Annotated in this window: 31 protein-coding genes; 16 read left to right on the top strand and 15 right to left on the bottom strand. The window is 48.5% G+C overall.

Annotation, left to right across the window (positions count from 1 at the left end):
• Positions 1-53 precede the first annotated feature (53 nt).
• From BW42_RS11695 to BW42_RS11685, 3 genes are all read left to right on the top strand, one after another.
• Positions 54-1,523, top strand: coding sequence for a methyl-accepting chemotaxis protein (locus tag BW42_RS11695; protein WP_035411278.1), 1,470 nt, complete (start codon positions 54-56; stop codon positions 1,521-1,523).
• A gap of 112 nt (positions 1,524-1,635) precedes the next feature.
• A complete protein-coding gene (locus tag BW42_RS11690) occupies positions 1,636-2,571 on the top strand; it encodes an NADP-dependent oxidoreductase (protein ID WP_035411275.1) in 936 nt (311 codons plus the stop codon).
• Between the two features lie 167 nt (positions 2,572-2,738).
• The gene (locus BW42_RS11685) at positions 2,739-3,323 is read left to right on the top strand and encodes a DUF4352 domain-containing protein (protein ID WP_052019135.1); all 585 of its coding nucleotides are present in this window, start codon (positions 2,739-2,741) and stop codon (positions 3,321-3,323) included.
• Positions 3,324-3,374: 51 nt separating this feature from the next.
• Here BW42_RS11685 and BW42_RS11680 read toward each other — a convergent pair whose 3' ends face one another.
• Entirely contained in the window at positions 3,375-4,157 is a 783-nt protein-coding gene (locus tag BW42_RS11680; RefSeq protein ID WP_035411273.1) for a nucleotidyltransferase domain-containing protein, read from the bottom strand.
• Positions 4,158-4,261: 104 nt separating this feature from the next.
• Entirely contained in the window at positions 4,262-4,612 is a 351-nt protein-coding gene (locus tag BW42_RS11675; RefSeq protein WP_035411270.1) for a helix-turn-helix domain-containing protein, read from the bottom strand.
• Positions 4,613-4,733: 121 nt separating this feature from the next.
• On the opposite strand from BW42_RS11675, the gene BW42_RS11670 reads away from it, so the two are divergent.
• The gene (locus tag BW42_RS11670; RefSeq protein WP_035411267.1) at positions 4,734-5,582 is read left to right on the top strand and encodes a VOC family protein; all 849 of its coding nucleotides are present in this window, start codon (positions 4,734-4,736) and stop codon (positions 5,580-5,582) included.
• A gap of 48 nt (positions 5,583-5,630) precedes the next feature.
• On the opposite strand, the gene BW42_RS16060 is transcribed toward BW42_RS11670, so the two are convergent.
• On the bottom strand, positions 5,631-6,416 hold the full coding sequence (locus BW42_RS16060) for an NUDIX domain-containing protein (RefSeq protein ID WP_052019134.1): 786 nt from the start codon (positions 6,414-6,416) through the stop codon (positions 5,631-5,633).
• 272 nt (positions 6,417-6,688) lie between these two features.
• Between BW42_RS16060 and BW42_RS11655 the strand changes: the two genes are divergently transcribed.
• From BW42_RS11655 to BW42_RS11645, 3 genes are all read left to right on the top strand, one after another.
• Entirely contained in the window at positions 6,689-7,270 is a 582-nt protein-coding gene (locus tag BW42_RS11655) for a DedA family protein (protein WP_035411262.1), read from the top strand.
• Positions 7,271-7,543: 273 nt separating this feature from the next.
• Positions 7,544-8,911, top strand: coding sequence for a PepSY domain-containing protein (locus BW42_RS11650; protein WP_035411259.1), 1,368 nt, complete (start codon positions 7,544-7,546; stop codon positions 8,909-8,911).
• The gene (locus tag BW42_RS11645; protein ID WP_035411256.1) at positions 8,904-9,389 is read left to right on the top strand and encodes a FixH family protein; all 486 of its coding nucleotides are present in this window, start codon (positions 8,904-8,906) and stop codon (positions 9,387-9,389) included. The genes BW42_RS11650 and BW42_RS11645 overlap by 8 nt, the downstream gene beginning before the upstream one ends.
• 57 nt (positions 9,390-9,446) lie before the next feature.
• On the opposite strand, the gene BW42_RS16055 is transcribed toward BW42_RS11645, so the two are convergent.
• On the bottom strand, positions 9,447-10,451 hold the full coding sequence (locus BW42_RS16055; protein WP_052019133.1) for a hypothetical protein: 1,005 nt from the start codon (positions 10,449-10,451) through the stop codon (positions 9,447-9,449).
• 242 nt (positions 10,452-10,693) lie between these two features.
• Here BW42_RS16055 and BW42_RS11635 point away from each other — a divergent pair, with 242 nt between their 5' ends.
• The 3 genes from BW42_RS11635 (at position 10,694) to BW42_RS11625 (ending at position 13,638) form a co-directional block, all read left to right on the top strand.
• Complete coding sequence (locus BW42_RS11635; RefSeq protein ID WP_035411254.1) at positions 10,694-12,064, top strand: hypothetical protein; 1,371 nt, start codon at positions 10,694-10,696, stop codon at positions 12,062-12,064.
• A gap of 63 nt (positions 12,065-12,127) precedes the next feature.
• Positions 12,128-12,655, top strand: coding sequence for a copper resistance CopC family protein (locus BW42_RS16050; protein ID WP_052019132.1), 528 nt, complete (start codon positions 12,128-12,130; stop codon positions 12,653-12,655).
• The gene (locus tag BW42_RS11625) at positions 12,652-13,638 is read left to right on the top strand and encodes a CopD family protein (RefSeq protein ID WP_197026241.1); all 987 of its coding nucleotides are present in this window, start codon (positions 12,652-12,654) and stop codon (positions 13,636-13,638) included. Before BW42_RS16050 ends, BW42_RS11625 begins: the two co-directional genes overlap by 4 nt.
• A gap of 51 nt (positions 13,639-13,689) precedes the next feature.
• Here BW42_RS11625 and BW42_RS11620 read toward each other — a convergent pair whose 3' ends face one another.
• From BW42_RS11620 to BW42_RS16645, 3 genes are all read right to left on the bottom strand, one after another.
• A complete protein-coding gene (locus tag BW42_RS11620) occupies positions 13,690-15,483 on the bottom strand; it encodes an acyltransferase family protein (RefSeq protein ID WP_035411248.1) in 1,794 nt (597 codons plus the stop codon).
• 136 nt (positions 15,484-15,619) lie between these two features.
• On the bottom strand, positions 15,620-15,781 hold the full coding sequence (locus BW42_RS16700; RefSeq protein ID WP_081780420.1) for an ATP-binding protein: 162 nt from the start codon (positions 15,779-15,781) through the stop codon (positions 15,620-15,622).
• Entirely contained in the window at positions 15,782-15,916 is a 135-nt protein-coding gene (locus tag BW42_RS16645; protein WP_255344371.1) for a hypothetical protein, read from the bottom strand.
• A 165-nt stretch (positions 15,917-16,081) separates the two neighbouring features.
• Between BW42_RS16645 and BW42_RS11615 the strand changes: the two genes are divergently transcribed.
• Genes BW42_RS11615 through BW42_RS11605 form a run of 3 tightly spaced genes read left to right on the top strand, consistent with a single transcriptional unit; the run spans position 16,082 to position 18,510 of the window.
• Positions 16,082-17,125, top strand: a complete 1,044-nt coding sequence (locus tag BW42_RS11615) for a bifunctional transcriptional activator/DNA repair enzyme AdaA (protein WP_052019131.1) — start codon at positions 16,082-16,084, stop codon at positions 17,123-17,125.
• Positions 17,122-18,168 (top strand): DNA alkylation repair protein, encoded by a 1,047-nt coding sequence (locus tag BW42_RS11610; protein WP_035411242.1) that lies wholly within the window; start codon positions 17,122-17,124, stop codon positions 18,166-18,168. The genes BW42_RS11615 and BW42_RS11610 overlap by 4 nt, the downstream gene beginning before the upstream one ends.
• Entirely contained in the window at positions 18,169-18,510 is a 342-nt protein-coding gene (locus BW42_RS11605) for a GNAT family N-acetyltransferase (RefSeq protein ID WP_035411239.1), read from the top strand.
• 37 nt (positions 18,511-18,547) lie between these two features.
• Here BW42_RS11605 and BW42_RS11600 read toward each other — a convergent pair whose 3' ends face one another.
• Positions 18,548-19,126: an AAA family ATPase gene (locus tag BW42_RS11600; protein ID WP_035411236.1), complete on the bottom strand. Its 579-nt coding sequence runs from the start codon at positions 19,124-19,126 to the stop codon at positions 18,548-18,550.
• 132 nt (positions 19,127-19,258) lie between these two features.
• Between BW42_RS11600 and BW42_RS16045 the strand changes: the two genes are divergently transcribed.
• The gene (locus BW42_RS16045; protein WP_052019130.1) at positions 19,259-19,786 is read left to right on the top strand and encodes an NUMOD4 domain-containing protein; all 528 of its coding nucleotides are present in this window, start codon (positions 19,259-19,261) and stop codon (positions 19,784-19,786) included.
• 47 nt (positions 19,787-19,833) lie between these two features.
• On the opposite strand, the gene BW42_RS11590 is transcribed toward BW42_RS16045, so the two are convergent.
• The 6 genes from BW42_RS11590 to BW42_RS11570 form a co-directional block, all read right to left on the bottom strand.
• Entirely contained in the window at positions 19,834-21,483 is a 1,650-nt protein-coding gene (locus BW42_RS11590; protein WP_035411233.1) for a methyl-accepting chemotaxis protein, read from the bottom strand.
• Positions 21,484-21,570: 87 nt separating this feature from the next.
• Positions 21,571-21,747: a hypothetical protein gene (locus tag BW42_RS16450; RefSeq protein WP_023466867.1), complete on the bottom strand. Its 177-nt coding sequence runs from the start codon at positions 21,745-21,747 to the stop codon at positions 21,571-21,573.
• 143 nt (positions 21,748-21,890) lie between these two features.
• Positions 21,891-22,295, bottom strand: a complete 405-nt coding sequence (locus BW42_RS11585; RefSeq protein WP_035411230.1) for an NUDIX domain-containing protein — start codon at positions 22,293-22,295, stop codon at positions 21,891-21,893.
• Entirely contained in the window at positions 22,292-22,942 is a 651-nt protein-coding gene (locus BW42_RS11580; RefSeq protein WP_035411228.1) for a Type 1 glutamine amidotransferase-like domain-containing protein, read from the bottom strand. Before BW42_RS11580 ends, BW42_RS11585 begins: the two co-directional genes overlap by 4 nt.
• 48 nt (positions 22,943-22,990) lie before the next feature.
• Complete coding sequence (locus tag BW42_RS11575) at positions 22,991-23,989, bottom strand: ABC transporter permease (RefSeq protein WP_035411226.1); 999 nt, start codon at positions 23,987-23,989, stop codon at positions 22,991-22,993.
• Positions 23,982-24,662 carry an ABC transporter ATP-binding protein gene (locus tag BW42_RS11570; protein WP_052019129.1) on the bottom strand — a complete coding sequence of 227 codons (681 nt, stop codon included), beginning with the start codon at positions 24,660-24,662 and terminating at the stop codon, positions 23,982-23,984. Before BW42_RS11570 ends, BW42_RS11575 begins: the two co-directional genes overlap by 8 nt.
• A gap of 149 nt (positions 24,663-24,811) precedes the next feature.
• On the opposite strand from BW42_RS11570, the gene BW42_RS11565 reads away from it, so the two are divergent.
• The gene (locus tag BW42_RS11565) at positions 24,812-25,249 is read left to right on the top strand and encodes a hypothetical protein (RefSeq protein WP_035411221.1); all 438 of its coding nucleotides are present in this window, start codon (positions 24,812-24,814) and stop codon (positions 25,247-25,249) included.
• Positions 25,246-25,608 carry a hypothetical protein gene (locus BW42_RS11560; protein ID WP_035411219.1) on the top strand — a complete coding sequence of 121 codons (363 nt, stop codon included), beginning with the start codon at positions 25,246-25,248 and terminating at the stop codon, positions 25,606-25,608. Before BW42_RS11565 ends, BW42_RS11560 begins: the two co-directional genes overlap by 4 nt.
• 55 nt (positions 25,609-25,663) lie before the next feature.
• Here BW42_RS11560 and BW42_RS11555 read toward each other — a convergent pair whose 3' ends face one another.
• A complete protein-coding gene (locus BW42_RS11555) occupies positions 25,664-26,053 on the bottom strand; it encodes a RidA family protein (protein WP_035411216.1) in 390 nt (129 codons plus the stop codon).
• Positions 26,054-26,115 lie beyond the last annotated feature (62 nt).

Below are 26,115 nucleotides of genomic sequence, written 5' to 3'. Positions count from 1 at the left end.
TTCTGCCGATGAACAATTGTATGACTTTACTATGATGAAGGAGTTTGAACAAGATGGTATCTGCCCTCGAGCAACAAAGTACAAAGATTTTATCCCGTCTGATTGCAACGTTGATTACAATTGCGCATCCGTTGATTTTCGTATTTGCCCAAATGAATTACGTTCCCATCAGTGTGTTCTATCAGTTTTTAGTCGGTGGTCTGATCTTGACGGTCGCGTTGCTGGTCGGCAACCGCCTCCTCGGACATCGTCCGAGTGGGAAATATGTTCAAGTGACATTAACGTATCTCGTCCTCGCCTTGGTTTTGACGACATTACCGTCCCTAAGTATCTGGACGATTGCTTATCTTTATTTGACGATTTCGATCGTCTATTTGATTCCGCGTCTCGTCGTTCTGGCTGGGATCTTCGGACTACTTGAAATGGCGTTATTCACAGCCAACGGTACGATTGTTTTTACGAACACATTTGACTTGATCGTCGCATATGTCATCTACTTGATGATCTTCTCAGCGGCTGTCTTCGTTGCCGTCTTCGGACGGAACGTCATGCTGGCAGTCCGCCAAGAACAGGAACGGTCGGAAGCTTACGCGGCAACATCGCAAGTCGCCCTTGAGCAAACGGCAGCAACGGCAACGGAAGTGACGACGTTCACAGAAGAGATGAGTGAGACGGTCGACGCGGCGAAGGATTCCTTCAGTCAGGTCGATCTAGCGATGCAACAGCTGGCAAGTGAAGCGGCAGGCAGCGTCCAAGCGATTCGTGAAATCCGTCAACTGAACGAACAACAAGTTAACCGGATGCAAGAGGTAACGGTATCAGTCGACCGTGCGCTCGAGCGGAGTTCGTCATCGCGGACAACAGCTGAACAAAGCAGGCAGACGATCGGTCTTGCCGGACAATCGCTGCAACAATTGACGACAAGCATGGATGAATCGGTCACGTCATTCGGACAGCTCGCTGGGCGTTTCCAGGAAATCGTCGCGATCACGTCGAGCATCAATGCGATTGCGGCTCAGACAAACTTGCTCAGTCTCAATGCTTCCATTGAAGCAGCTCGCGCGGGTGAGTTCGGAAAAGGCTTCACGGTCGTTGCGCAAGAAATTCGCAACCTGTCAGCACAGACGGCAGAAGCGTCAAAAGAAATCAATGCGATTATCGAACGTGTTGATCAGGACGTCACACAAACCGGCAACTCGATTCATGCCAGTACGACCTTGTTACGTGAGCAGGAAGAACGGATGGCAGAGAGTCAGTTGGCGCTGCAAACGATTGAAACGGATGCGACCGAAGTCGTCGGTTCGATCCAGTCGGCGCAGATCCAATTCGCGACGATGACGAGCAGTCTTACTGCTATCACGACAGCAACTGGTCAACTTGATACGTTCATGAACGGCTTGCTCGCGCAAAGTGAATCGTTATCCGGTCTGACACGTCACCAAGTCGGACAGGTCATGGAACTGCAACAGGCGATTCATGCTTTGAACGAGACGGCGTCTACCCTTCAGCAAACGAATCGTTAACGAAACAGCTCCTCATCGATTGATGGGGAGCTGTTGTGTATCTTCAGACTGTTTGTCGGTGGAACGGACGGGGAAGAAGATAGGGAACGAATATTGAAGGAGGAGTCAACGGATGAAGGCAGCTTACATTGAACAGTATGGTGGATCGGAACAATTCAAGGTCGGAGAACTGGAAAAGCCGGTCATCGGACCAGATGATGTGTTAATCGAAGTCTATGCCGCGAGTGTGAATCCGGTCGATTGGAAACTACGCGAAGGCTACTTGCGTCAGATGTTGAGCTACGAAATGCCGCTCGTCATCGGTTGGGACGTTGCTGGTGTGATTCAGGAAGTCGGAGCGAATGTCTCGGATCTTCAAGTCGGGGACGCCGTCTTCAGCCGTCCGGAAATCGCTCGTCAAGGAACGTATGCGGAGTATGTCGCAGTCGATGCGCATTTAGTTGTGAAAAAACCAGAATCGCTCAGTTTCGCAGAAGCAGCGTCGCTTCCACTCGTCTCGCATACAGCGTGGCAAGTCATGTTCGAAGTGATGGATGCGAAGCCGGGTGACCGAATCTTCATTGGTGCCGGATCAGGGGGCGTCGGAACGGTCGCAATTCAACTTGCGAAAGCGAACGGTTTGTACGTTATCACGTCAACAAGTACGAAAAATGTCGACTGGGTAAAAGCACTTGGAGCCGACGAAGTCATCGACTACAAACAGGAAAATCCGGCGGATCGTATTCGCGACGTCGATTTTGTCTTTGACACGATGGGCGGCGACAAGCAAGGGGAACTGTATCAGATGCTGAAGCCGAACGGCATGCTCGTCTCGATTTCAACACCACCCGATGAGGAGCAAGCGAAGCAACATAATGCGCGTTCTGCGTATGTCTTCATGCAACCGACCGGTGAGCGTTTGCAACATATCGCTAAAGCCGTCGAACGTGGCGAGCTACAACCCGTCGTCGACCGGATCTTTGATCTCGACCAAATCAAGGAAGCGCATGATTATGGCGAAGAGGGACATGCAAAAGGCAAAATCGTCATCCGGGTCAAAGGAGAATAAGAAGAGGAGGGCGCTGAAATCAGCGTTCTCTTTTATTTTTGTCAATCTTTTTATCAAACCATAAACAAAAAATAACCTGGTTAAAAAAGTGTAAAGGATAAGGGGTTGCTTCTTCCTATACTAGGGCTATCAGACGTGAGTCAGCCACATTAAAAGGAGGAAGTAACATGAAAAAAGGATTGAAGTGGGCAGGAATCATCGTAATCGGAGCAGTCATCCTTGGAAATTTAGGAGATGATGAAGAACAAGTGGCACCAGAGAAAAAAGTAGAGGTCGAACAAGAAGCAGTCAAATCAGAAGCAAAACCAGTGAAAGCAAAAGCAGCGGCGAAGCCGGTCAAGAAAACCTATGGCATCAAGGATCAGGTAAAGGTCGGGAAATTGACGTATGTCGCCAATGACGTCAAGATGGTCGATACGTTGTCGAACGTCCTCGGCGAAAAGAAAACGTCAGGACAATTCTTGGTCATCGGTCTGACGATTCTAAATGGAGACAAGGAAGAACGGTTCGTTGATAGCAACATGTTTAAAGTCAATGTCGGCGATACCGAGTATTCAGCCGATACGGAACTCGATCTCTATGCGAATGAAGACGGCATGGGCTTCTTCCTAGAGACGATCAACCCGAATATCGAAAAAACCGGCAACATCGTCTTTGAATTACCGAAACAGGTCAAAAATCCGAAGCTTGAAGTCTCATCCGGTTTTGGCTGGGCAGGTGGACAATCAAAAGAGATTCAATTGACACGATGATAGGTGAGCAGACAAAGGAGTAGCAGGCAAATGCCTGCTACTCCTTTGTTGTTATCGTTTTACTTGTTGCATCGATAGTTCATGCGTTAATCGATCGAGTAAGTCGAGTGTTTCGGGATGCGTGACGAGCGTCCGATCGAGTGTCTTCCGTTCAGTCTCTAGACATGCCAGATAACGTTGAGCCGCTTCAGCATGCGTTGCGGGTGTCAAGACTTCATAGATTGATTCAAGAGAAAGTCGTGGACCGTCAGGCAATGTCGTCGGAATCGTCTTTAATCCGAGCTGCGCCCGATCTGGAGTATGGTGATGAAGCAAGACTTTCGCGAACTTGATCAAGGCGCTCCGGAGCATCTCGACTGCCCATAAGTCGTTTCCCCGTGCCGCTGCTTTTTTGTATTGGAATAAAAACCAGACGGCATCAATCGCTTCATCGGTCGCTTCTTGTGCGGAAAGCGTCAAGTCGCAAGTATCCGTAAAGTCCGTCAATTGCTGTTTTGGATCGTACAGGACACGTAATTGATCCTTATGGTTTAGCGAATCAAGCGTCACCGTGAATAAATCGATATGTAACAAATCATCATAGACGACGATCATCTGTGGTGCGATGATGTCGATCTCATCTTTCCAGATGATGGGGCGATAAACAGAGAGGTGGGACAGTCGACGTGATAAAAATTTCGTTTGGCGTTCTTTCGAGACGAGACAGTACAGATCGATGTCTGAATGAACGTCTTCTTCTCCTCGTCCGAAGGATCCTTTCAAGAAGATGGCTTCGACTGCAGGATCTTGTTTGAGCCGAGCAACGAGTTGCTCGATTGCATGGAGTTGATGCATGAGGACTCATTCCTTTCCGAAAACAGAAGTCTATTAGGTTAGTATACGGGGGAATAGACAGTTTATTCCATACAAAAATGAGAAATCACATCGAAATGGATTTCTCATTGGGAGGCAGAAGCTACTTTTTCTTTATTTTCAAGATGAATGACGTGCTGTTCGCCCCATGCATTGATGGCGTCAAGAACCGGGATAAGTGTCCGACCGTAATCCGTCAGCGAATACTCAACGCGTGGCGGGACTTCTTGGTAAATCTCGCGATGCACGATATCGTTTAGTTCGAGCTCGCGCAATTGAGCTGTCAGCATCTTTTGCGTAATGTTCGGCAATTGTCGTTTCAATTCACTGAAGCGGAGCGTTCCGTGTGTGATCAAGACGAGTAAAATCGACGGTTTCCATTTTCCGGTCAAGATTTCGAGTGCGGTCTCGACTCGACAGCTTGGTGTCTCTTCCATCGGTCTTCCTCCTTCATGGTATCGTTTAGGATACTATACCACTTATTCGTGCCTACTTCCGCTTCCATCACTTCCGCGTAATAATAGAGGTACAAGCTATTTCATTGAAGGAGGAAACAACATGTCGATTCACCCACAGATTACACTCGGTCCCGTTCGTTTACGCGTCACCGATCTTGACCGTTCCGTTTCATTTTATACAGCATCCCTCGGATTACGTATACTGACACAAACGGATCAGCTAACGGTTCTTGGCGCACAAGGTACACCACTCGTTGAGCTCGAAGTTCATCCGAATGCCCGCCGTTTCCCACCGAACTCGGTTGCCGGGTTATACCATTTTGCGATTTTGCTACCGAACCGAAAAGAACTCGGTTTCGTCATCCGCAATTTGATCGAACAAGGGATTGAGATTGGTCAAGGTGACCATCTTGTCAGTGAAGCCTTTTATCTATCGGATCCGGATGGGAACGGGATCGAGATTTATGCCGATCGTCCACGTGAGACATGGACGTATGAAGCAAATGGAGATGTTAAGATGACGACCGATCCTGTCGATTGGCAAAGTATGCTCGTCGAAGCTGGAGAAGAAGACTGGTATGGTATGCCGGCCGAGACCGTCATGGGACATGTCCATTTCCACGTCAAGACACTGGAAGCAGCGCGGACATTTTATGTCGATACGCTTGGCTTTGAGGTTGCGGCTGACGCTTCGCGAATGCGTGCGTTGTTTGTCGCTGCTGGCGGTTACCATCATCACATCGGTCTGAACGTCTGGTCGGGAGTTGACGCACCGACGAATCCGGAAGATGCGGTCGGACTTGTCTACTGGACGCTGCGTTATCCGGATCAAGCGACGCTCCGAGCAGCAATCGAGACGTTGAAGTCTTCTGCTTATACCGTTACGGATCAAGCAGATGCTGTCTATGTCACCGATGATGCTGGAATCACTGCTCGATTGACAACATAACTGAAAAAATCCCTTTGCAGAGAAAAATCTGCAAGGGGATTTTTTGTTTTATCGTGAAGATGACGTTGCATTACCGTCATACCGGCTGATCAGCTCATACGGTCTGACTTTATATAAGGCATGCGGGAAGTAGTGCGGATCCATGGCATCGAGCGTCCGCAACTGGAAATGATCCCGTTTGATGTATTCACTCAGCGAGTCACGTGTCAGCGGGAAGAAGCCGACATCTGTTGTTTCACCTTCTTGTGTCGCAAGTTCACCGCCAACCGCTTTTCCGCGGAAGCAGACGCACAGGACGTGACTCGAGACGTTTTGATAGATACCGGTAATTCCATCGATTGTGACATCAATCCCGGTTTCTTCTTTGACTTCTCGTTTGATCGCGCCAAGAATCGACTCATGATTTTCGACTTGTCCACCCGGCATCTCATACGTATCACCCCGGTGGAGGTTGCGAACGAGCAGGACTTCACCGGCATCGTTTGTGATGTACGCGGTCACACTGACGATGGCACGAGGAGGAGCGTACGTACCGGTCGCCGTCATGAAGTCTTCATACGACTTGATATAAAGATTTTTGCCGAGTCGGGCACGTTTTTTCATTGCTTCACGGCGTAAGGCACTGTTTCGGACATCACGATCGACTTGTTCGTAATGTTCACGGTCGCGGTATTCCCAGATAGCGATAACTTCATCTTCTGCTTCCGTCACCCAGCGACCAACGAGACGGGCACCATGACTGACTTGAAGCGGATACAGGTAGGTATGAAAAAACTCAGTGAATTCTTCTAGGCGTTCGGGACGAATCGTATAGGTCTTCCGGCGATGCAACATGGAAATTCCTCCTATCAGATGAGCGTTCGGATGTACGTTATACCCCTTCTCGAACGGATGGAGGAAACCCTTTTTCTCGATGTGGGAAAAGGATGTTTTATTAAACGATTGCGTATACATGTCATCCGGTCTAAGTGACTTTAAATCATCGATGATGATCTCTTTTGATCAGAAAAGTATAACTAAAGAAGAACTTAAGAAATGGATAGGGCTCAACTTCAGAAAAATCGGGGATACTGAATATAGAGAGAAACAGAAAGTAGGGATACGTGATGGATATCATGGCACTCGTCCGCCTGGCTAGCGGAATCATGTTCACCCCATTGTCGGACGATGTCTTGATGATGAGTTTTGCAGCACTGCGTTTAAGAGAAGGGATGTACCCGGTCGTCATCTGGCTGACCGCTTGGCCGGTCTTCTTCATCGCCTTTACGTGGTTTTATCTACTTGCTCGGTTCTTCCGTGAGATTCCGCTCGTCAAACGCTGGATGAAATCACGTTTCTTAGAACGAGCAGAAACAATCATTGAACGACGGGGATTATGGGCAATCGGACTATCGTTCTTCTTACCCGGCGTCAGACACCCGATTCATTATGTCGCCGGACTCCTCGGTTATCCGTTACCGCGCTATTTAGTAATGACATTCTTAGCAGCAGGCGTGTATACAGGACTCTGGACTTTTTTAATCGTCCGGATCGGAGAAGCCGTGACGTGGTCGGAGCTATGGAACTGGCTCCAGGTGAATCCTGGTGTCATTGGATCAATCATCGTGATCCTCATTGGAGCAGCGGTCATCGGAATCGTCCATCATCATCGTCAAAAGCAAGCATTAGAAGAAGAGTCCTCTATGTAAATCACATATAAAACGGCGAATCCGATAATGGATTCGCTTTTTAGGTTAAAGTTTGGTTTTATGAATAAGGATAGTTTTTTGAAATAAGAAGTAATCTACAAAAAAAGTGAAATCATTGTCAAAAAATGACGCACATCACTTCTTAAAAGCTACCTGATTTACACACTGGATTGGCAATTTATCGTCACAAGCAGTGCGTGGAAATGGATTGTAACCGCTTATACTAAAAGGTGTTCACAGAGTGGACATATTTTCTGTCGAAGGAGGATACATATGAATCTCATGCAGACGGAAGAGACGGTCAAAAAAGCACCGACTTCTTCTGCTTACCGGACGATTTGGCGGTGGCACTTTTATGCTGGTATCATTTTTGCACCGTTCCTCGTCATGCTTGCCGTGACAGGATCGATCTATCTATTTAAGTCGCAAATCGAAAACGTCCTGTATCAATCGTATTATGAAGTTACACCAAAAGCGGATCGCATTACGGCGACGGAACAAATCAATCGCGTCAAAGCGAAGTATCCGGACGCGCTCGTTACGTCATACCGACCGGGTGAATCGGACGATCGATCCAGTGAAGTGAACATCTCGTCACCTAAGATGTCGGCGACAGTCTTCGTCAATCCGTACTCCGGGAAAATCATCGGAACATTATCGGACGACGATCGAATCATGAACAAAATTGAAGAAATTCATGGAGAACTGATGGCAGGAACGACCGGTGACCGGATTGTCGAACTCGTTGCCTGTTGGGCAATCGTCTTGATCGTGACAGGATTATTCTTATGGTTCCCACGCAAGCAAAAGGGACTGTCAGGTGTTTTGTTCCCGCGTCTTCGTCAAGGTAAGAAGTTATTCCGTCGTGATCTTCACGCGGTTCCTGCATTTTGGATTACAGCAGGAATGTTATTCCTCATCCTGACAGGTCTCCCATGGTCCGGTTTCTGGGGAACGAACTTCCAGTCACTCGTCACGAACCAAGGACTGGGCTATCCACCGTCCATCTGGGGTGGGGAGGCACCGACGTCAACGCTTCAAACGAAAGATATCGCAGAAGTCCCGTGGGCCGCTGAAACACTTGATGTCCCTCAGTCGAAAGTCGAAGGAGCCGTTCCGGCTTCGATCGATGACATCGTTGCGATCGGCAAGCAACAGGGAATGGACCCAAGCTTTAAAATCAGCATCCCGAGTGATCCGAGTGGAGTCTACACCCTGTCCGCGTATCCCGCAAAGGCACAGGATGAAGCAACGATCCATCTCGATCAATATTCCGGTGCCGTCCTCGCTGACTATCGCTATGACAATTATGGCGTCGTCGGGAAGATCGTCGCGACCGGAATCACGCTTCACAAAGGAACGGAATTCGGCTGGTTCAACCAATTGATCAGCCTATTGATTTGTCTTGGGATCATTCTCGTAGCAGTCAGTGGTTTCTATCTGTGGTTGAAGCGAAAACCAAGTAAGGGGATGGGGGCACCAAAAGGTCCGAAAGCATTCATGTTGAAAGGATTCCTCGCTGTGCTTGTTGTGCTGGGAATTGTCTTCCCACTTGTCGGACTCTCGTTGCTCGTCGTCTGGTTACTCGATTTCCTCGTCATTCGTCGTATTCCGAGTGTAAGGAGGTTCTTCAATGCGTAAATCGATGCAAACATTCGTGCTTGGTGGACTGCTCGTCACGACGACGAGTCTTGCCGGCTGCGCCGTTGATTCTGATGCGGCGGAGCAGTACGCAGTCGTTCATCCGTTATCGATCAAAATGAATATCCCAAAAGACGTACAACCGGACGCAAAGAAAAAGCAAACGTTCGAAGCGACGGTTTGGCGTGAAGCGAAACCGGCTCAAAAAGTCGACTATGTCCACTTCGAAATCTGGAAAGCAGACGGAACAGTCCGCTATAGTATGGAACCGGCAGAAGAGACGAAGCCGGGTGTCTACACGATTGCGAAGACATTACCGAAATCCGGCTTGTATTATGTCAAAGCGCATGCGAGCAGTGAAGGTGCGATGATCATGCCGACACGGCAATTCATCGTCGGAAAACTGTCGGCGCAGGATTTAAAAATCTTACAAGGTGGAGCAAAACCCGCTGGTGGAAGTAGCGGTCACCATCATTAATAGGAGTATGAAAAAAGAGAGAGCGGAGTTTTCCGTTCTCTCTTTGTGTATTGAGGATCAATCATCATCACCGTGACCACCATGATCATCGCCATGATCATCGGAATCGTCATCGCCTTCATCCCCAGAATCATCCGATGCACCATCGTCATCCGCGTGTTCATCTTCCGATTCAAGCTCTTGTCCATTATAGAACTTGATCTGGACGTGTAACGTTTTGATGTTTGGTAATTGAAGCGCCTGTGCGACTAACGTTAATAATTCTTCTTCCGTCATCGATGGTGTGACGAGAAGACGATCTTTTAATGTCGCAACGTCAGTAATACCGATCTCGTCTTTAAAGCGTAGTTCTTTCCGTTGATGTTCATTACTGTAATGCCACTCGAACTTTTTCTTATTCGTATCCGTTACTTTGATCATGATCCGTTTGAGTTCTTGGTCATTCTGAACTCCGTCTTGATCCGTATCTTCCTGATCGTCTCGAGTCCCATCCTGATCGCTGTCTGCTTTGGTTGGATCAGAACCAAGTTCGAACTCGTCTTCATTCAGAAGCGTATCTTGATCGCGGTCCTCTTTGTTATCTTTGATGCCGTCACGATCTGAATCATTTTTCAGTGGCTGCGTACCCACGATGAATTCTTCTCGTGTCGTCAATCGATCTTTGTCTTGATCTTCTTTATCATCAGAAATACCATCTTGATCGGAATCCTTCTTCAACGGATTTAGATGCGCTGTGTATTCTTGTTGATTCGTAAGTAAGTCGCGGTCCGAATCCTCTTTCCCATCCTTGATTCCGTCGCGGTCCGAATCCGATTTTGTAGGGTTGAGGCGAAGTTGATACTCTTGTACATTCATCAAACCGTCGCGATCGTGATCTTTTGTTGCGACTTGTTTTCCATATCCCAAATGATATTGTTTTTGCCAAGCATCTGGAATCCCATTTTTGTCTCGATCGACTTGCACGACAGGTTTCTTCTTCGCTTTACTTTTTGCTTCGACAGGTCCAACTGCTTGCGAGACGACGAGGGAAGCGAGCAATGCACCAATGACGATTCGTTTCATGATTCCACTCCTGTTCTAAAAAATAAAAGATGCGGTTATAAGAAGATTCTAATGAATTGATTAGAAAATAAGTCAGCTGTTTCGTGAAATGAGTAAATAAAAACTAAAAATAATGAAAGTACTACATAAGTTTATTTCTGATTAAAAAATATTTTAAATAAAAAATGTAAAAAGATAAAACCATTCGTGAACTCCTTACGTTATCTATGTGAAGTCCAAAAAATCAAAGGGGTGTTCATAAGATGAAGATGAAAAAGTCGTATCTCGCTGTTCCGCTTAGTGCCGCATTGTTGATTCCAGCAGCAGGTGTTAGTGCACATGGTCATGAGGACCATAGTAAGATGTCTCACAGTTCAGGAAAAGTCTCCCTCGATGTCTCATCTCCAGCATCGGATTTACGAGCGACACTCGATCAAATTCTATCTGAACACGCATATCTCGCAGTCGTCGCGATGCAAAAAGGAATTGATGGTAAAAAAGATTTTGAACAAGCAGCCGGTGCCTTGAATCAAAATACGGATGATTTAGCGGCAGCTGTCGGTTCTGTCTACGGTGACGATGCAGGAAAAGCGTTTAAAGATATCTGGTCGAGCCACATCAGTTACTTCGTCGATTACGTCAAAGCGACTGGAGCAAAAGATGAAGATGCTAAACAAAAAGCATTGAAAGATTTGGATGAGTACCGTGTCGAGCAGGCTGCATTCCTTGATAAAGCAACAGGCGGGCGATTGAAAGCAGCAGATCTCGAAGCAGGGCTCAAAGTCCATATCACGCAATTGTTAACATCGTTTAATAGTTACGTTGCTGGTGATTATGACGCTGCCTACAGCAATCTACGTGAAGCAATCGAGCATATGTATATGGTCGGAGAAGGATTATCTGGTGCGATCGTCGATCAGTACCCAGATAAATTCAAAAATACGAAAGTCGATACACCAGCAGCCGATCTTCGTGCCGGGCTCAACCGGAACTTCTCAGAGCACGCAGCGCTTGCGGTGCTCGCGATGCAAAAAGGAATTGACGGTGCAAAGGACTTTGACGCGGCAGCCGGTGCCTTGAGTCAAAATACAGATGATTTGTCGGCTTCAATCGGTTCCGTTTACGGCAGTGAAGCAGCACAACAATTCAAGAAAATCTGGTCGAGCCATATCGGCTACTTCGTCGACTACGTCAAAGCAACAGGTGCAAAAGACGATCAAACACGCGACATGGCTGTAAAAGAACTCGATGAGTACCGTGTCGAACAAGCAGCATTCCTCGATGCTGCAACGGAAGGACGCTTGAAAGCAAAAGATTTGGAAGAAGGACTAAAGGTCCACATCGACCAACTCTTACTCGCCTTCAATAGCTACAATGAAAAAGATTACGACAAAGCGTACCCCGCGATTCGCGAAGCGTACGCGCATATGTACGGCGTAGGGGAAGGAACAGCGACAGCAATCGTCGATCAGTTCCCAGATAAATTCAAAGGTGCACCATCTGGTATGCCGAACACAGGTCTCGGTGGTATGCAAGAAGCTTCATCGACGACAGGTATCGTCTGGTCATTGCTTGGTATCGCAGCAGCATCGATCCTTGGATTCTTTGCACTCCGTCGTCGCCCGCAACAATAAAGGACGACCCGCTGGAAACAGCGGGTTTTCTTATACACATCAAGCAGAAAGGAGGTAAACGACATGCGTATCATCCGATTTGCACTTCTATTCCTCATTTGTCTGCTTCCCATCTCCGTTGAAGCACACACGAGTTTAAAAAGCTCCAATCCGGCAGAAGGAGCGGTGTTATCAGAGCCCGTCGATCGAATCCGCTTGACGTTTAGTGAGGCTGTTGAAAAAACAAGCACCTTACGTGTAGTAGACGCGAATGGCGTCGAACAGTCTCTCGCAAAACCGCTCATCATCGGAAATGAACTGAGTGCTGTCGTCTCAGAGCCTTTAACGGAAGGAAAATACACGATCAAGTGGGCATCGATTTCAGATGATGGTCATCCTGTTAAAGGAACGATTCGTTTTACGGTACTAGGTGCGGCAAAAGCTGAAACAAGCACCGTAGAAAAGGCTGAGCCGATGGAAACAAAAGCAGCAGTCGTTCCTGAAGCGGAGCCAGTTTCAAAAGGACTCGTTCCGACACTGCTCCCATGGATCGTCGGAGGACTGTTAATCAGTATCGTCATCCTTCTTTTGTTACGTCGTCGCACGACATGAGTGCGTTTCTAGGAGAACTACTCGTCTACATGGGTGGAGCGCTTTGGATGGGCTATTTGGTATTATGCTTCATCCCAAGGAAACGGAAACCGCCATTAATGGACGGTACGTCTTGGGCGGTAGCAGGACTCGGGATGCTCGTTCTTGGAACGAGCATCCCGGTCTTTGGTGCCGTTCGTTTTCTACTTTCGACGCAAACGATGACAGAGGCTCTACGAACGGGGTTACTTTTGCATATCGGTCAAATGTTTCTTGTCATTTACTTCTCTGCTTTACTCCTATTGATTGTATTCGCATGGCAAAAGCAACGGTCCATCCTGCTCGCACTCTTGACGATCCCGTTATGGATTGGTATCGCAGGAACGAGTCATGCGGCGGTCAAATACGGTGCGCTCGGGTGGACGCTTCAGTGTAGTCACTTCTTATGTGTGACAGCTTGGATCGGTGTCGTGTTTTGGGTAGCTGTTGGTGCCCGTTCGACCGCTCATTGGTCCGCCTTTTTAAACTGGTTCAGTCCGTTTGCCCGGATTGCTTTTACCGGTGTCATCCTGTCGGGTCTGCTACTGATGCAACTGGCGATTCCACTTGAACGTTATACGAATCTCTGGGGTGTGCCATACGGTCAAGCGTTGTTGCTGAAGCACCTCTTGCTGCTACCACTTTTGTTCTACGCATTCTGTAATGGAACGCTCGTAAGGCGTCGGTTACGTTTCGACTCGACATACGATCCACGTCCGTTACTCCGGATGGAGAGTATTATTTTAATACTTCTGTTCATGGCAAGTGCATCACTCAGTCGTTTGGAACAACCGACGTTAGGTCAACTACCGGTCAGTGGTCCAGCAGGGGACGGGTGGGTCTTGATGATTGGGATCGCCACCTTACCACTGCTCTTACTCGGATTCAGACGACATGCATTGGGTGTCTTGCTGAGCCTTCTTAGTGTCAGTCTGATCTACCTTGGACTACTTGCGACAGGGTGAACACGAAAAAACAAGGTAGCGGAACTATCTGCTACCTTGTTTGACGTGGTCTTATTTCGTTGAAACAGCGCAATTCGTTGCTTTCGCAAGAATCTTCGAATAGGCCCGGGCGCCCTTGATATTCAAATGGACACCATCTGCTTCGAAGTAAGATGGATGTTTGACAGCAATAGCATGCCAGTCGATCAGTTCGACCCGTTTCCGTTTTGATGCCTCTCGTAACATCTGATTGACTTCTGCTTCCCACGGGCGTGGCACCCGTGCTGTCACGAGATAGATGTGATCTGCATTTGCAAATTGGTCGAGTAAGCTATTCAACTGATCTTTGCGGAAGCTGCCGTTCGTTCCAAGATGGAGGATGACTTGGCGTCCATGTTGATTGTACGACGCATACTGTTCACTTAGCGGAATCGCTTCTCGTAGTTGCCGTCCGAGTTTCGCATCAATCGTCAGTTGTTTGAGTGTACTGCCGAGATAATCTTCGACACCGAGCAGGACGGAGTCACCAATCGCAAGCGTCGGTCGACAAATTTTTCGTTGATCAGGTTTTGCTTTCGGTGTCGTCGGTTTGAGGACCGGTTTCGGTTTTTCTTTTGGCGCCGCTATCTTATGGAAGGCGGGTTCTGGCTTCGGTGTATCGGAAACAGCAAGAATCGATAAGTTACCAATGAAGCTGACGATAAGGATTGTCAACACGGCAACACTCGCCCACTGTATCGTTGAGAACTGACGTAACTGTTGCGGATGTAGCGATAAACGCTTCAAGTAACCAGACAGTCCGAGTTGACGAATCGGACGCTCGATGAAGCGATACGACGCTTCTGTTAACGCAACAAGAATAACTATGATCAATATAGTCCGTAGTACCGAGAATGTTCCAATTTGCTCGACCGGTGTCAGCAACGTGATGACGGGAAAATGCCATAGATATAAGCCGTACGACCGTTTGCCGATCGCAATAAGTGATGGATGCGCAAACCAACGACTCCAAATCGACGCCGGGTGGGCGATCGTAGCAATCAATAGGGCGGCAAGGAGCGAAACGATGAAAAAGCCACCGCGGTATAAAAAGCTTCCGAACTCACTCGTGACAACCATCAGTAAAAGTAAGAGTGGCAACGTGACAGCACCTGTTTGATTCAACAATCGAACACCACGTTTTGGGATATCAATCTTAAAGCGGGTCGGTTGCCACGCGAACGCGAGCAAGCTCCCGATCAATAAGGCGAATAATCGTGTATCGGTACCGTAGTAGAAACGACTCGGATCCTCACCCGGTGTGAATTGAATCGCCATCGCGAGCACGGATGCGCCGATCGCGACACCAATCAATTGAAGGAACAGGCGACGATTTTTCATGCCGAACCAAAGTAGGATCGGGAATAGCAGGTAGAACTGTTCTTCGATCGCGAGCGACCAAAGGTTTTGGATCGGTGACGGTTTCCCGAACGACTCGAAATACGAGACGTCATGGAAGATATACCACCAGTTTGTTCCGTAAATAAGCGCAAAGGCACTATCTTGACGAACTGTATGCAATAGCTCGCGTTCAAAGACGGTTACATATCCGAGAACGAGTAACAGCATGACGAATAGAGCTGGGAACAAACGACGGAAACGATGAATCCAAAACCGTTTCAAATCGAGGCGCCCGGTCGTTTGCCACTCGCGTAACAAAAGACCAGTAATCAGGTAACCGGATAGGACGAAAAAGAGATCAACACCGAGGAAACCACCAGAGAAGAATGAAACAGATAAGTGGTAGAGAATGACAGACAGGACAGCGAAAGCGCGTAAGCCGTCAAGCCCTGGCATATATGTAATCGAACGAGACGAGGATTTCATAAGACACGAACAACTCCTTTAAAACGACAACTAATTTCTAACAGTCTTTAGTGTATCGAATTCCAATTTCAAAGAAGTGTCTAAGAAGTAACAACCTAACCCAAAAAAGCACCCGACGAGAGCATCGGATGCTGACTTACGAATGACGCGGAAAACGACACGTGACGGAAAAGCGGTTGTCTGTTGAAGTGAGCTGGACACTTCCGTGATGGCGCGCCATGATTTGTTGAACAATCGACAGACCAATATCGGAACCGCCGGAAGAACGCGATGCGTCAGACGTTCCGAACGGCGTCAGTCACGCGTTTAGTTCCTCTAGCGTATAGATCGTTTCAATCGCATTCGAGCAAATCAGTTGGATGCCTTGTGCTCCTTCTTTGATTGAAATCCGAAGATCACCGATTCCGTGAAGTGTTTCTTTTAAAAAAATCAAACATGAAACCCTATTTTCCGTTGAGTATAGCATGTAGTATGCACGTCGTCCCTTTCGAAAACAGGAGGAGAATTCTTAACTGAATCTTAAACAGATCAATGCCTGATTTTCGGCGACATCGTAACCGGACAAGCCGTTATACTAAAGGCAAAGGAGGAGAAAGCGATGGAACATCACACGTATTACGAAGCACTCGTTCGACGAGACGTGACGTACGAAGGAACGTTTTTCGTCGGGGTCAAGACGACCGGTATTTTTTGCCGCCCGACATGTCCGGCACGAAAACCGAAAGCGGAGAACTGCGAGTTTTTCGAGACGGCGCAAGAGGCATTGCTTGCCTCTTATCGACCGTGTCGGCGGTGTCATCCGCTCGCTTATCCAGGCGATCACGGTACGATTCAACGTTTGATCGAAGCAGTCGAGGCAGAACCAGATAAACGGTTCAAAGAAGCTGATTTCCGAGCACTTGGTTTGGACGAATCAACAGCACGGCGCCAGTTCAAGAAACGGTTCGGGATGACGTTCGTTGCCTATGCTCGGGCACGGCGGATGGGGTTAGCGATGAAAGAGATTCGGACTGGGAAGCCGGTCATCGAAGGGCAGTTAGCAGGAGGCTATGAATCAAGCAGTGGTTTTCGTGAAGCGTCAGCACGGATGCTCGGGGAAGCACCGTCTCGTTTTGACGGACAGGTCTTGCGCGCGAAATGGCTCGATACACCGCTCGGTTCGATGCTTGCGATTGCGGATGAACAACACTTACATCTCCTTGAATTCGTCGATCGACGGGGACTTGAGCGAGAAATTGAACAATTGCGTCAAAAAGCGCGTGCTGTCATCGTGCCTGGGGAGTCACTCGTCTTTAAACAGATTGAAGGGGAGCTCCGTCGTTACTTCAAAGGAGAACCGTTCTTGTTTCAGACGCCACTGATGCGGTACGGAACGCCCTTTCAACGCCGCGTCTGGGAAGAACTTGAACGGATTCCGAGTGGCGAGACGATCTCGTATCAGGAACTGGCCATCCGAATTGGTCAACCAACCGCCGTCCGCGCTGTCGCACGAGCAAACGGAGCAAATCAACTAGCAATCATCATTCCATGTCATCGGGTCATTCGAACGAATGGAGATTTAGGTGGATACGCCGGGGGACTTGCACGCAAGGAAACATTGCTCAAACTGGAGCGTACACGGAAGGGACTAGATATAGGATGAGTTTGATTAAAGATGTGTTTTCACCGAGTTGGCTCGATGAATTAGAAGAAGCGGTCGATGTACCAGACTTTCGCAGACGAGTCGAACGGGAGGACTGGGACGAGCTTGCGTTTAAACAACGCGTCCGTCGTGTTACGGAGACGCTAGAATCCGTCCTGCCACCGTTTCCGGACTCGGTGCCGGAGCTAGAGCGGCTCGCACCGCAGTTTACCGGACTACCGGGAATTGTTTTTCCCGAGTATGTCGAGCGGACAGCAACACTCGTTGACTGGAAGCTTGCGTTAGAGACACTCGCTAAATTGACACCGTATTCGACGTCTGAGTTCGCTGTCCGGCGTTTTCTACTCGCTGATCAAGAGCGTTATCTCGAGCAAGCACTCATGTGGGCAACATCAGACGATGAACATGTTCGGCGCTTAGCGTCGGAAGGGACACGACCGCGTCTGCCATGGGGACAAGCGATTCCGAGTCTGATTGCTGATCCGCGACCGGCATTACCAATTCTTGACGCCTTACTACAGGATCCGTCACTCTACGTCCGAAAAAGTGTCGCCAATCACTTGAACGATATTTCAAAGACACATCCGGAATATCTGATTGAGCGGATCGAACGTCACTTAGGAACAGATCCGAACACGGACTGGATTTTGCGCCACGCCTCCCGGACGTTACTCAAACGCGGAAATCCAGAAGTCTTACAATTGTTCGGTCACGTTACGCAAGGTGAGGTCGAGATTACAAATTTAGTCGTCTCGCCGGTTACGATTGGCAAAGAGCTCGACTTCTCGTTCACCGTGACGAGTTCTGTTCCACAACGTTTACGCTTGGAGTACGCGATCGATTACGTCAAACAACGCAGAACGAGTCGGAAGGTGTTTCAACTGCGGGAGCGGGAAGTTAAAGGTGTCTTACAAGTCGAAAGACGCCAATCGTTTCGGAACATGACGACGCGTGTCCATTATCCTGGTACACACACATTGACGATTTTGATTAACGGAGAGGCTTACGCGACAGCAACGTTTGAGGTCGAGGAGGAGAGCTGAATGCAAGGACGGCATCCGGATTTTAAAACGTCACGATTATTTGTCGAAGCAACGGATGAAGAATCGGGTTGTAAGTGGACGCTACATGCGATACGTGAGAAAAAGGTCGTCGGAACGATTATCTTCACTTGGAATGCATCCACCGGAACCTTACGTTACACGACGACTGATGAGGACGATCAGCACGGGTACATCACGGAAGCACTGACATCGATTTTGTCTTATCTCGCACGGACGTTATTACTGAAGCGTGTCTATAGTGAAGCGGGCAGTGAAACGGTCTGGCGTCGGAATGGATTTCAGTTGCAGGCGAATCGATATGCACGCGAACTTCATCATTAAAGCCCCGTCTGCTGAGCAGAACGGGGCTTATTTGTGATTAGACCGTTGTTTTCGACCAGTTGAAATGTTCGCAAATCGCTTCAGCGCTTTCACGCGCACTTAACTGTTCCGTATCAAGGAAGAGATAATTGACGTCCGGTAGTTCGCCTGGCAGCGAGCGTGTCCGGTATCTGTCCGCCGTCTCGCGTAAGTCTTGTTCAGAAGCGGCGAGGTCACGCTTCGTTACTTTGTGCGTCAATCGGTTTTCGGTCGTGTTCCGGTGCAGACGGGTTGCGACCGGCGCATCCAGTTCAACGATATAGACGTCAGCACCTGCTTGTTCGAACAACTCAACCGTTTCTTCGATGAACTCGAGACCACCACCTTCGACGCCGAATAGACAGACGAATGTAAACAAGACACCTTCAAGCGAACTGTTCGCCATTTCCTTGAACATCTCGCGCCGAATCGTATCTTTTAAGCGGTGATGGGCGGGTTCAGAGAAATCAAAATAAGGCAATAACAAGTCGATCGTCTGGTGGTTATGGAAGACTTTCATCTCCGTCAACCGTTCGATTTCCTGACCAATCGTCATCTTTCCGACTGCTTGGGGACCAAGTAACAAGACAAATTTCATGGACGAACCTCATTTCCTTTTTCTGCTAAGAATAGCACATTCCGATGAGTGACATCACTAGAACGTTTGTTCGTGATTTGGTATAATTCAGGTATGAAGTCCCGTCGTGTCCTTGTCTGAAGGAGGACAACTATGCAAGAGCAATGGAAGGCCGTCATCGGCTATGTAGGTATATATGAAGTCTCGTCACTTGGTCGCGTAAGGTCGCTTGATCGGACAATCGTGACGTGTCGCGGCGTCCGACAACGCCGAAAAGGTGTCTTGCTCCGACCGCGGCTCAATCGGGAAGGATATCGGAAAGTCACGCTCTATCAACGGGGGCGAGGAGAACGAGTGCAGGTCGGTCTACTCGTTGCGCAAGCTTTTCTGACGGTTGACGTCACGGAAGCGCGACTCGTCCGACGCAACGGTAAACGAGCTGACGATCAGTTATCGAACTTGGACGTGTTGCCTTCATTTGATCAGCAGTATACCGAACTACTTGGTGAGTTTGATCTCTTATTAGAACAACATGTGACACTGTCATCATTCCAGATTCGAGCGATTCGCGCCCAATATGAAAAAGGGAAGACGATTCGTCAACTGGCGGAGCAGTATCAGGTGACGGAGAACCGGATTCGCAATATCATCGATAAAAAGGAAGCACGTTATATCGGCTGAGAACAGAGGAAAAGAGCGCTTGCCAGGAATGGCAGGCGCTCTTTTTGTTAAGACGATGATTCGCTCGAGCGAACGGTCTGTTGCAACGAACTGATCCGTGACTCGAGTACCGCGCTATGTGTCTTCAATTCCGTTTGCTGAATGACGTGGTGTTGCATTTGATCCCCGAGTACTTGGCTATAGGACGAGAGCTCTGACATCAACTTTTGGACAGATTGTAGATGCTGTTGCATATTCGACTGGACTTCTGCGACGATTTGACGTTGGTGTTCAACGGTCCACAGTGTCGTCTCGATCGTCGTCGCTTCAGTCAGCATCTGTTGCAAGTGCTCTGTTGCCGTCTCGAGCTGTTGTGACGTCGAGAGAAACCGTTCCGTCATCTGCGAGAGCGCTTGTTCGACTTGAGTGAGCCCTGCCGTCCACGTCTGATTGACCTGACGGATATGGTCCGTACTCGTCCGGATATCAATTGCTAGTTTTTCGACTTCCTTGGCCACGACCGTGAAGCCACGACCGGCTTCGCCAGCACGAGTTGCCTCGATCAGCGCATTCAGCGATAGGCGGCGCGTCTCTTCAGCGACACGCTGGATGTGGGAAATCGAGGTCTCCATCTGTTGCTGCAGATGTGAGGTCTGTTGCAAGATTTGCTCTGTCGTCGCGGATTGTTCCTTCAGCAAGTGGCTTTCTTGTTGTAATGTCCCAAGTGTCGCGTGATTCGTCTGAACAGTCTGTTGAAAACGAGTTACGGCACGTTGGCTGTTCAGAAGTGTCGTTTGCATTTCGCTTAACGCATCGTGTCCTTGGGCAGTCAAACGTGTGGAGGCGATGATCGTCTGATTCATCTGCGTCGATTGCGTAAGTAAGGAACCGGCGACTTCATCGACGGCATGCACCGACTGATCCATCGCGGATAAGTGCGATGAAAAGTGGGGCTGGACGGATTCAAGTTCCTGACTGGCTTGTTGCATCTCGACCGTCAAATCCCCAATCTGTTGCATCAATTGATTGTATTGAAACGTCAGCTGTTGTAACTCAAAGGTCGTCGTCTTAAGCGTTAACGGACGATACGATCGCTTCGCATGGGCTTCTTCAATCTGTAGGGCGAGTTTCGATAACGGTGCCAGTTGTCGTTGAATTCGCCAGCGGATCAAGAGGCTGATGCTGACAAGTGTGACCACGCTCACCCAGATGAGTGTCCAAGCTAAATCTCGAGCAGGAGCGATTAATTTATCGCGATCGGTCGTCAGCAAGATGACGTCATCGAGTTCCGGAATCGTCATCGCGACAAGAAACTGGTCTTGATTTGAAAAGGCATATGTACGAGCTGTTTTTAAATGCTGTAGTAGTTGTTTCCGTTTTGCTGGGTCGAGTGTCAACGGTCGGAACGCCTCACTCGCGTTCAGGCTTTGAAAGCGAGTTGTGTAGTCATCACGTGATAAGTCGGTTCGCTGTTGCTGTTGCAATCGTTTAATGGCACGCGTACGGTCTGTTGCATCATTCGGATATGCGAGAAACGTTGCCCGGACGTTCGCATCAAACATCGTTAATTCACGCATCAGCCGTTCCTCAGTCGCTGCGACGGATTGTTGGTACGACGCGTAAACGCTTAGACCACTGATCACGATCAGTCCGATAGCGACGATCGGAATCAACCATCCATTTAATTGTTGTGCCAGTAATCGTTTTTTCTTTGGCATAAAATATCTCCTCCCGTATTCCTATCGGGAGGAGATAGCTCAACATGTATGAAGGCGTTGTACGACTTGTGTAAAGGTCTTGTGAATCTAGTTCACGTAAATCGGAAGGACAGTCGCAAGATGTGTCATAAGTGCTTGTGTCTCTTCTTTTGGTTCAGACGTCACATAAATGATCAACGCAGCAGCAACGATGACAAAGATGGCAATGACAAGAATGATGAAGAACGGCATCTTACTTTTTCGTTTTTCGGCTTGACGGTCCATGAAAGATTCCCCCTTAATAATGTATACGATAGATATATTTAAGGGATTCCCTGTTCATTACTTTAAAAACACAACAACTGTCCGGTAATGAAAAAAATACTGTCTTGTCTGACGAGAGCATTGGACAGGGCAGTATATTACGTTCAACTAAGGAGAGACCAGACATCATATCGCTCAAAATCAGCCAAAATATTTGGTGCGATCAACTGACGGATCATTTCTTCGTCCGCCCAGAGATAAGCGTCGTGTTCTGCGGATAACTGAACGCTCGTCTGGTTCGTCGAGCAGACGTACATCAACAAAATGATTTGCCGATCGGGATGCGTTAGGAAGCTCGAGGCATAGAGTAGACGCTCCGGCGTAACCGTCAACTGTGTCTCTTCTTTCATCTCGCGAACGAGACTGTCGAGCGGCAGTTCACCGAAGTCGATCTTTCCACCTGGACACTCCCATGTTCCGCCGCCGAAGTCAGCGACAGCCCGGCGGACGATCAGGAGACGTTGCTCATGAATGATGATGCCTTTGACAGCAGGGACGATCGCCGTCATCTGACGGGACTCCGCGATAACACGACGGGATCGGTTCCTTCTGTTTCGATCAAGTACTGATCGCATAGATAGATCCCGCTTGCGTCGGCAAGTCCGAAGGCACGGCTCGTGCTTTCTTCCGTAAAGGATTGCACGAGGTGGGCGGCTTCGCCCCACGTCTCGTAATGCACACAGACGACTGCGTCTTTCAGTAGGGCAAGACCAGGCAAGCGAAGACGTCGATTGTCGCGTTGGTCGATCTCCGGAATCACACAACGTTCGGGTGCAACGAGGGCACCGGCAGAAAAGCTGGCGACCGGAACACCGTTTACGAAACGCGACTGGATGATGTCACCAATCGGTGTCGCGACCAAGTATTGCTGATACAATTCGGTCTCGCCACCGGAGATGATGATTCCTTGACATTGCTGTAGTTGCGCGAGCTGTTCATCCGTTGGCGCGTCAGACAGTGGTAGATGGACGAAGGACGAAATACCCTCTTCCTGCAACGCTTCCGTATAAATCGAGGCGTAGGTCACCCAGTCCTTACCAGTACGTGGGACATACAGGATCGCGACCGGACCACCATTCGTTAATGCAGCAAACCGTTTTTGCAAATTCGGTGTAAATGGAGGACCGCCTCCGAATAAGAATAAATGAGTACGCATGAAGTCATCCCTCCAACCATGTATTAGAAAAAGTATAGCAGAAATCAATCAATTGGAAATATGCTGGTAGAATGATTGTCTGCGGAACCACGTGTGATGTTGTTTCCGTTCTTGAAAGAGAACGAATAGCACGAAGGCGATGACGAGTCCGCGTCCGATCCATGGTAAGACGAGAAGACCGTAGTTCATCGCAGCGAACAGCTGGAGCAAGAAGCGGCGCTTACTCGGATCCCGCAGATACGTGAGCAGTGGGAGTTGATGGTGCGTCTGCTTGAATAGTCGCAGATGAAGCAGCGGTCGCTTTCGATGAGAGGATTTTGGTAAGGACCCGTTCAATTCAAGGACGGTCGCGGATAAACTCGACTGTCGTTTCATCGACAACAGGATATCCTCCGTTAATCCGTCCTCACGCCGTGACCAGTGCCGGACATGAAGAGATCCGAACAGCAATATACATAGTGCGACAACGAAGAGGACTGGATGCGGTTGAAGCCACAGCAGAAGCAACAAGGTGATGCGTCCTGTTGCAAGGACGAGATGACCGCTCCATTTCCGCAAAAACCGTTGCCCGGATAACCGGTATGTCCAGAAGCTAAAAAACGGTTGGAGTAAAGAAAGTGCGAGACTAGTCAGCAGTACGGTGATGCCAGATTGGTCAAACCGGATACTATGTAATGGAAAACAAAGTAGATGTAAGCCGGCAGTTAATAGAAAAATCCGCACGAAATGGTACCGAACAGAATATCGCTTCATCCGGACAATTACTCCAGGAACCGGTTTGAAAAAGAGACGATCCGCCGGTTCGAACCAAGCATAAAAGGCGGGCAGGAACCCGTACAGCATCCATCCGAGTAAAATCCAAGCGACCGGAACGGTTTGGACCCAGTCCGCTTGACCATTTAAGATCTGAATCGTCTCATAGATGATGAATAGAACGACTGGAACGACAAGATACAGCAAGATCGTCCAGTCGAAGATTTCCCGAAAGAAGCGACGTTGTTCAGCGTGCCGTCGACGGATCCGTTGCTTCAGAAAGGTTTCAATCATGCTCGAGTACCATCGCTTCCATGATGTCGAATAAGCGAGCGCCTGGCTGACCGGAGGCTTCACCAATTTGAGCGAGTGTTCCTTGATGTTTGATGCGCCCCTGATCAATCCAGACGAAGTCGTCACACAGGCGTTCCGCTGAATCAAGGACATGGGTGACGAGCAGAATCGCCACGCCACGCGTTCGTTCTGCTTCAAGTAAATGCAACAAGCGAATCGTCGCGACCGCGTCAAGACCAACGAACGGTTCATCGATGATCAGGCAGTCTGCGCGTTGCATCAAGGCACAGACGAGCATCACCTTCTGTTTCATTCCTTTAGAGAAAGAGGATACGTAGTCACCTGTGACAGCATGCAGTTCGAATGTCTTTAAAAGTCGTTCCGTGTAAGCGTGATCTGTCTCGTGAAGTGAGGCGACCAGCTCAAGGTGCTCGGCGAGCGTCAAATATTCATAATAGGTCGGCTGTTCCGGAATATAGGCAAGGGAGACCGGTAAATCGATTTCTCCTTCGACCCAAGGCAACGTACCGAACATCGCTTGAATCGTTGTACTTTTTCCTGCACCGTTCGTACCGATCAAACCGGTGATGGATCCAGGCTGTAAAGAAAACGCAATCTCTTGTAAGACGGGTTGACCGACGTCATAACCGGCTTGGTGAATGGATACATGCATGTGAAACATCTCCTTTCAATACATCTACTGATAGAAGGAGAAAAATGTTTCACAGCAACAGAAATCAGCAGAACCGTAGTAAAAAATGTAACAGGTTAATAATATCAAATGGGCTATAATGGAAATATCAATTTTAGAGGATGATCACGATGCAAACAGTCGAACGAATTTATTTCCGAGAGTCCGGCATGGGAAGAGGACAGACGTTTTGGTGGCACCGTGCAACTCGAACGGTTCGTGCGGAAGATGAGGAAGAAGTATTAGCACCATGGATTCCGCATGGATTAATTTTACCTGACGAAATGGATCCGTTACTTATAAAACTGACGGAAGAGGATATCTATTTGATCGACATGTGGTCAGATTTGTTCGATGCCGAGAAATGGCGGGAATACTCGGATCCTGAAAGTCTTACGATTATGGACGGAACGGATTGGGAAATTCATGTGACGACAGAACACGGTACAGAAAAAGTGTCACGTTCAAATGTGTTTCCACCAGGGTGGGAGATGATTCGGGAACTCTTATACGGTTACTATGATGCCGGGAGTAACCGAGAAGATGAAGAAGGAGAGGGTGAACAATGAAACGAGCACTATTGTACTTGATTCCGTTTGCTTGGCTTGGACCTTACCTCGACTGGAAAGAGGGTTCGATACTAGGGTATGCCTTATTTTTATTTGGACTTGGTGTTCTGTCGTATTCACTTGCGCGGAGTGGGAAACCGAAATACATCGTCATCGGCAACATGGCTTCGTTTGTAATTTCGTACGCGATTGCACTCAGTGTAGGGGAAGGATACGGCGAAGGATACTTCAATCCATTGACAGCCAGTCAACTGGTTCTTGGAGTCAGCGCCTTGAATCTGGTCGTGCAAATACCGATTATGATGAATGCGATTCAAAACAAAGTGATGAAAAAGGAGTTAGGTGAAGAAGGCAGATAGTATTTAATCACTCTAAGTAGAAAAAACGCTACGCAACGAGTGCGTAGCGATCAGATTACACGAGTCCTAAGATCTCGACTTCGACCAATGCACCTTTTGGTAGTTCCCTCACAGCGATACAAGAACGTGCTGGGAAGTGATCATGTGGTGCGAAGTAATCGGAGTAGATCGTATTAAAAGAAGCGAAGTGTTCCATGCTTGTTAAGTAGCATGTCGTCTTGACGACGCGGTCAGGTGTCAGTCCTGCTTCTTTCAGGATGGCATCGACGTTTCGCATGACTTGTTCCGTCTGCTCCGTGATTCCGCCTGGTACAAGTTCACCTGTTGCCGGATCAATCGGGATTTGACCGGAAGCATAGAGTGTTCCGTTTGCGATAAAGCCTTGCGAATAAGGACCGATCGCAGCAGGGGCGTTTGTTGTGTCGATCTGTTTGAATGTAGACATGAAAAGAACCTCCTCTTATAAAATACATATGTACGACACCGAGTGATTCGACTCGGATATCC

Source organism: Exiguobacterium sp. RIT341, assembly GCF_000632205.1.
Classification (GTDB): domain Bacteria; phylum Bacillota; class Bacilli; order Exiguobacteriales; family Exiguobacteriaceae; genus Exiguobacterium_A.
This window is presented reverse-complemented; position numbering and strand designations above follow the sequence as displayed.

Bases quoted from the DNA above. Each gene is read 5' to 3' on its own strand.
- BW42_RS11695 (WP_035411278.1), top strand. From the start codon at position 54: ATGGTATCTGCCCTCGAGCAACAAAGTACAAAGATTTTATCCCGTCTG.
- BW42_RS11690 (WP_035411275.1), top strand. From the start codon at position 1,636: ATGAAGGCAGCTTACATTGAACAGTATGGTGGATCGGAACAATTCAAG.
- BW42_RS11685 (WP_052019135.1), top strand. From the start codon at position 2,739: ATGAAAAAAGGATTGAAGTGGGCAGGAATCATCGTAATCGGAGCAGTC.
- BW42_RS11680 (WP_035411273.1), bottom strand. From the start codon at position 4,157: ATGCATCAACTCCATGCAATCGAGCAACTCGTTGCTCGGCTCAAACAA.
- BW42_RS11675 (WP_035411270.1), bottom strand. From the start codon at position 4,612: ATGGAAGAGACACCAAGCTGTCGAGTCGAGACCGCACTCGAAATCTTG.
- BW42_RS11670 (WP_035411267.1), top strand. From the start codon at position 4,734: ATGTCGATTCACCCACAGATTACACTCGGTCCCGTTCGTTTACGCGTC.
- BW42_RS16060 (WP_052019134.1), bottom strand. From the start codon at position 6,416: ATGTTGCATCGCCGGAAGACCTATACGATTCGTCCCGAACGCCTAGAA.
- BW42_RS11655 (WP_035411262.1), top strand. From the start codon at position 6,689: ATGGATATCATGGCACTCGTCCGCCTGGCTAGCGGAATCATGTTCACC.
- BW42_RS11650 (WP_035411259.1), top strand. From the start codon at position 7,544: ATGAATCTCATGCAGACGGAAGAGACGGTCAAAAAAGCACCGACTTCT.
- BW42_RS11645 (WP_035411256.1), top strand. From the start codon at position 8,904: ATGCGTAAATCGATGCAAACATTCGTGCTTGGTGGACTGCTCGTCACG.
- BW42_RS16055 (WP_052019133.1), bottom strand. From the start codon at position 10,451: ATGAAACGAATCGTCATTGGTGCATTGCTCGCTTCCCTCGTCGTCTCG.
- BW42_RS11635 (WP_035411254.1), top strand. From the start codon at position 10,694: ATGAAGATGAAAAAGTCGTATCTCGCTGTTCCGCTTAGTGCCGCATTG.
- BW42_RS16050 (WP_052019132.1), top strand. From the start codon at position 12,128: ATGCGTATCATCCGATTTGCACTTCTATTCCTCATTTGTCTGCTTCCC.
- BW42_RS11625 (WP_197026241.1), top strand. From the start codon at position 12,652: ATGAGTGCGTTTCTAGGAGAACTACTCGTCTACATGGGTGGAGCGCTT.
- BW42_RS11620 (WP_035411248.1), bottom strand. From the start codon at position 15,483: ATGAAATCCTCGTCTCGTTCGATTACATATATGCCAGGGCTTGACGGC.
- BW42_RS11615 (WP_052019131.1), top strand. From the start codon at position 16,082: ATGGAACATCACACGTATTACGAAGCACTCGTTCGACGAGACGTGACG.
- BW42_RS11610 (WP_035411242.1), top strand. From the start codon at position 17,122: ATGAGTTTGATTAAAGATGTGTTTTCACCGAGTTGGCTCGATGAATTA.
- BW42_RS11605 (WP_035411239.1), top strand. From the start codon at position 18,169: ATGCAAGGACGGCATCCGGATTTTAAAACGTCACGATTATTTGTCGAA.
- BW42_RS11600 (WP_035411236.1), bottom strand. From the start codon at position 19,126: ATGAAATTTGTCTTGTTACTTGGTCCCCAAGCAGTCGGAAAGATGACG.
- BW42_RS16045 (WP_052019130.1), top strand. From the start codon at position 19,259: ATGCAAGAGCAATGGAAGGCCGTCATCGGCTATGTAGGTATATATGAA.
- BW42_RS11590 (WP_035411233.1), bottom strand. From the start codon at position 21,483: ATGCCAAAGAAAAAACGATTACTGGCACAACAATTAAATGGATGGTTG.
- BW42_RS16450 (WP_023466867.1), bottom strand. From the start codon at position 21,747: ATGGACCGTCAAGCCGAAAAACGAAAAAGTAAGATGCCGTTCTTCATC.
- BW42_RS11585 (WP_035411230.1), bottom strand. From the start codon at position 22,295: ATGACGGCGATCGTCCCTGCTGTCAAAGGCATCATCATTCATGAGCAA.
- BW42_RS11580 (WP_035411228.1), bottom strand. From the start codon at position 22,942: ATGCGTACTCATTTATTCTTATTCGGAGGCGGTCCTCCATTTACACCG.
- BW42_RS11575 (WP_035411226.1), bottom strand. From the start codon at position 23,989: ATGATTGAAACCTTTCTGAAGCAACGGATCCGTCGACGGCACGCTGAA.
- BW42_RS11570 (WP_052019129.1), bottom strand. From the start codon at position 24,662: ATGCATGTATCCATTCACCAAGCCGGTTATGACGTCGGTCAACCCGTC.
- BW42_RS11565 (WP_035411221.1), top strand. From the start codon at position 24,812: ATGCAAACAGTCGAACGAATTTATTTCCGAGAGTCCGGCATGGGAAGA.
- BW42_RS11560 (WP_035411219.1), top strand. From the start codon at position 25,246: ATGAAACGAGCACTATTGTACTTGATTCCGTTTGCTTGGCTTGGACCT.
- BW42_RS11555 (WP_035411216.1), bottom strand. From the start codon at position 26,053: ATGTCTACATTCAAACAGATCGACACAACAAACGCCCCTGCTGCGATC.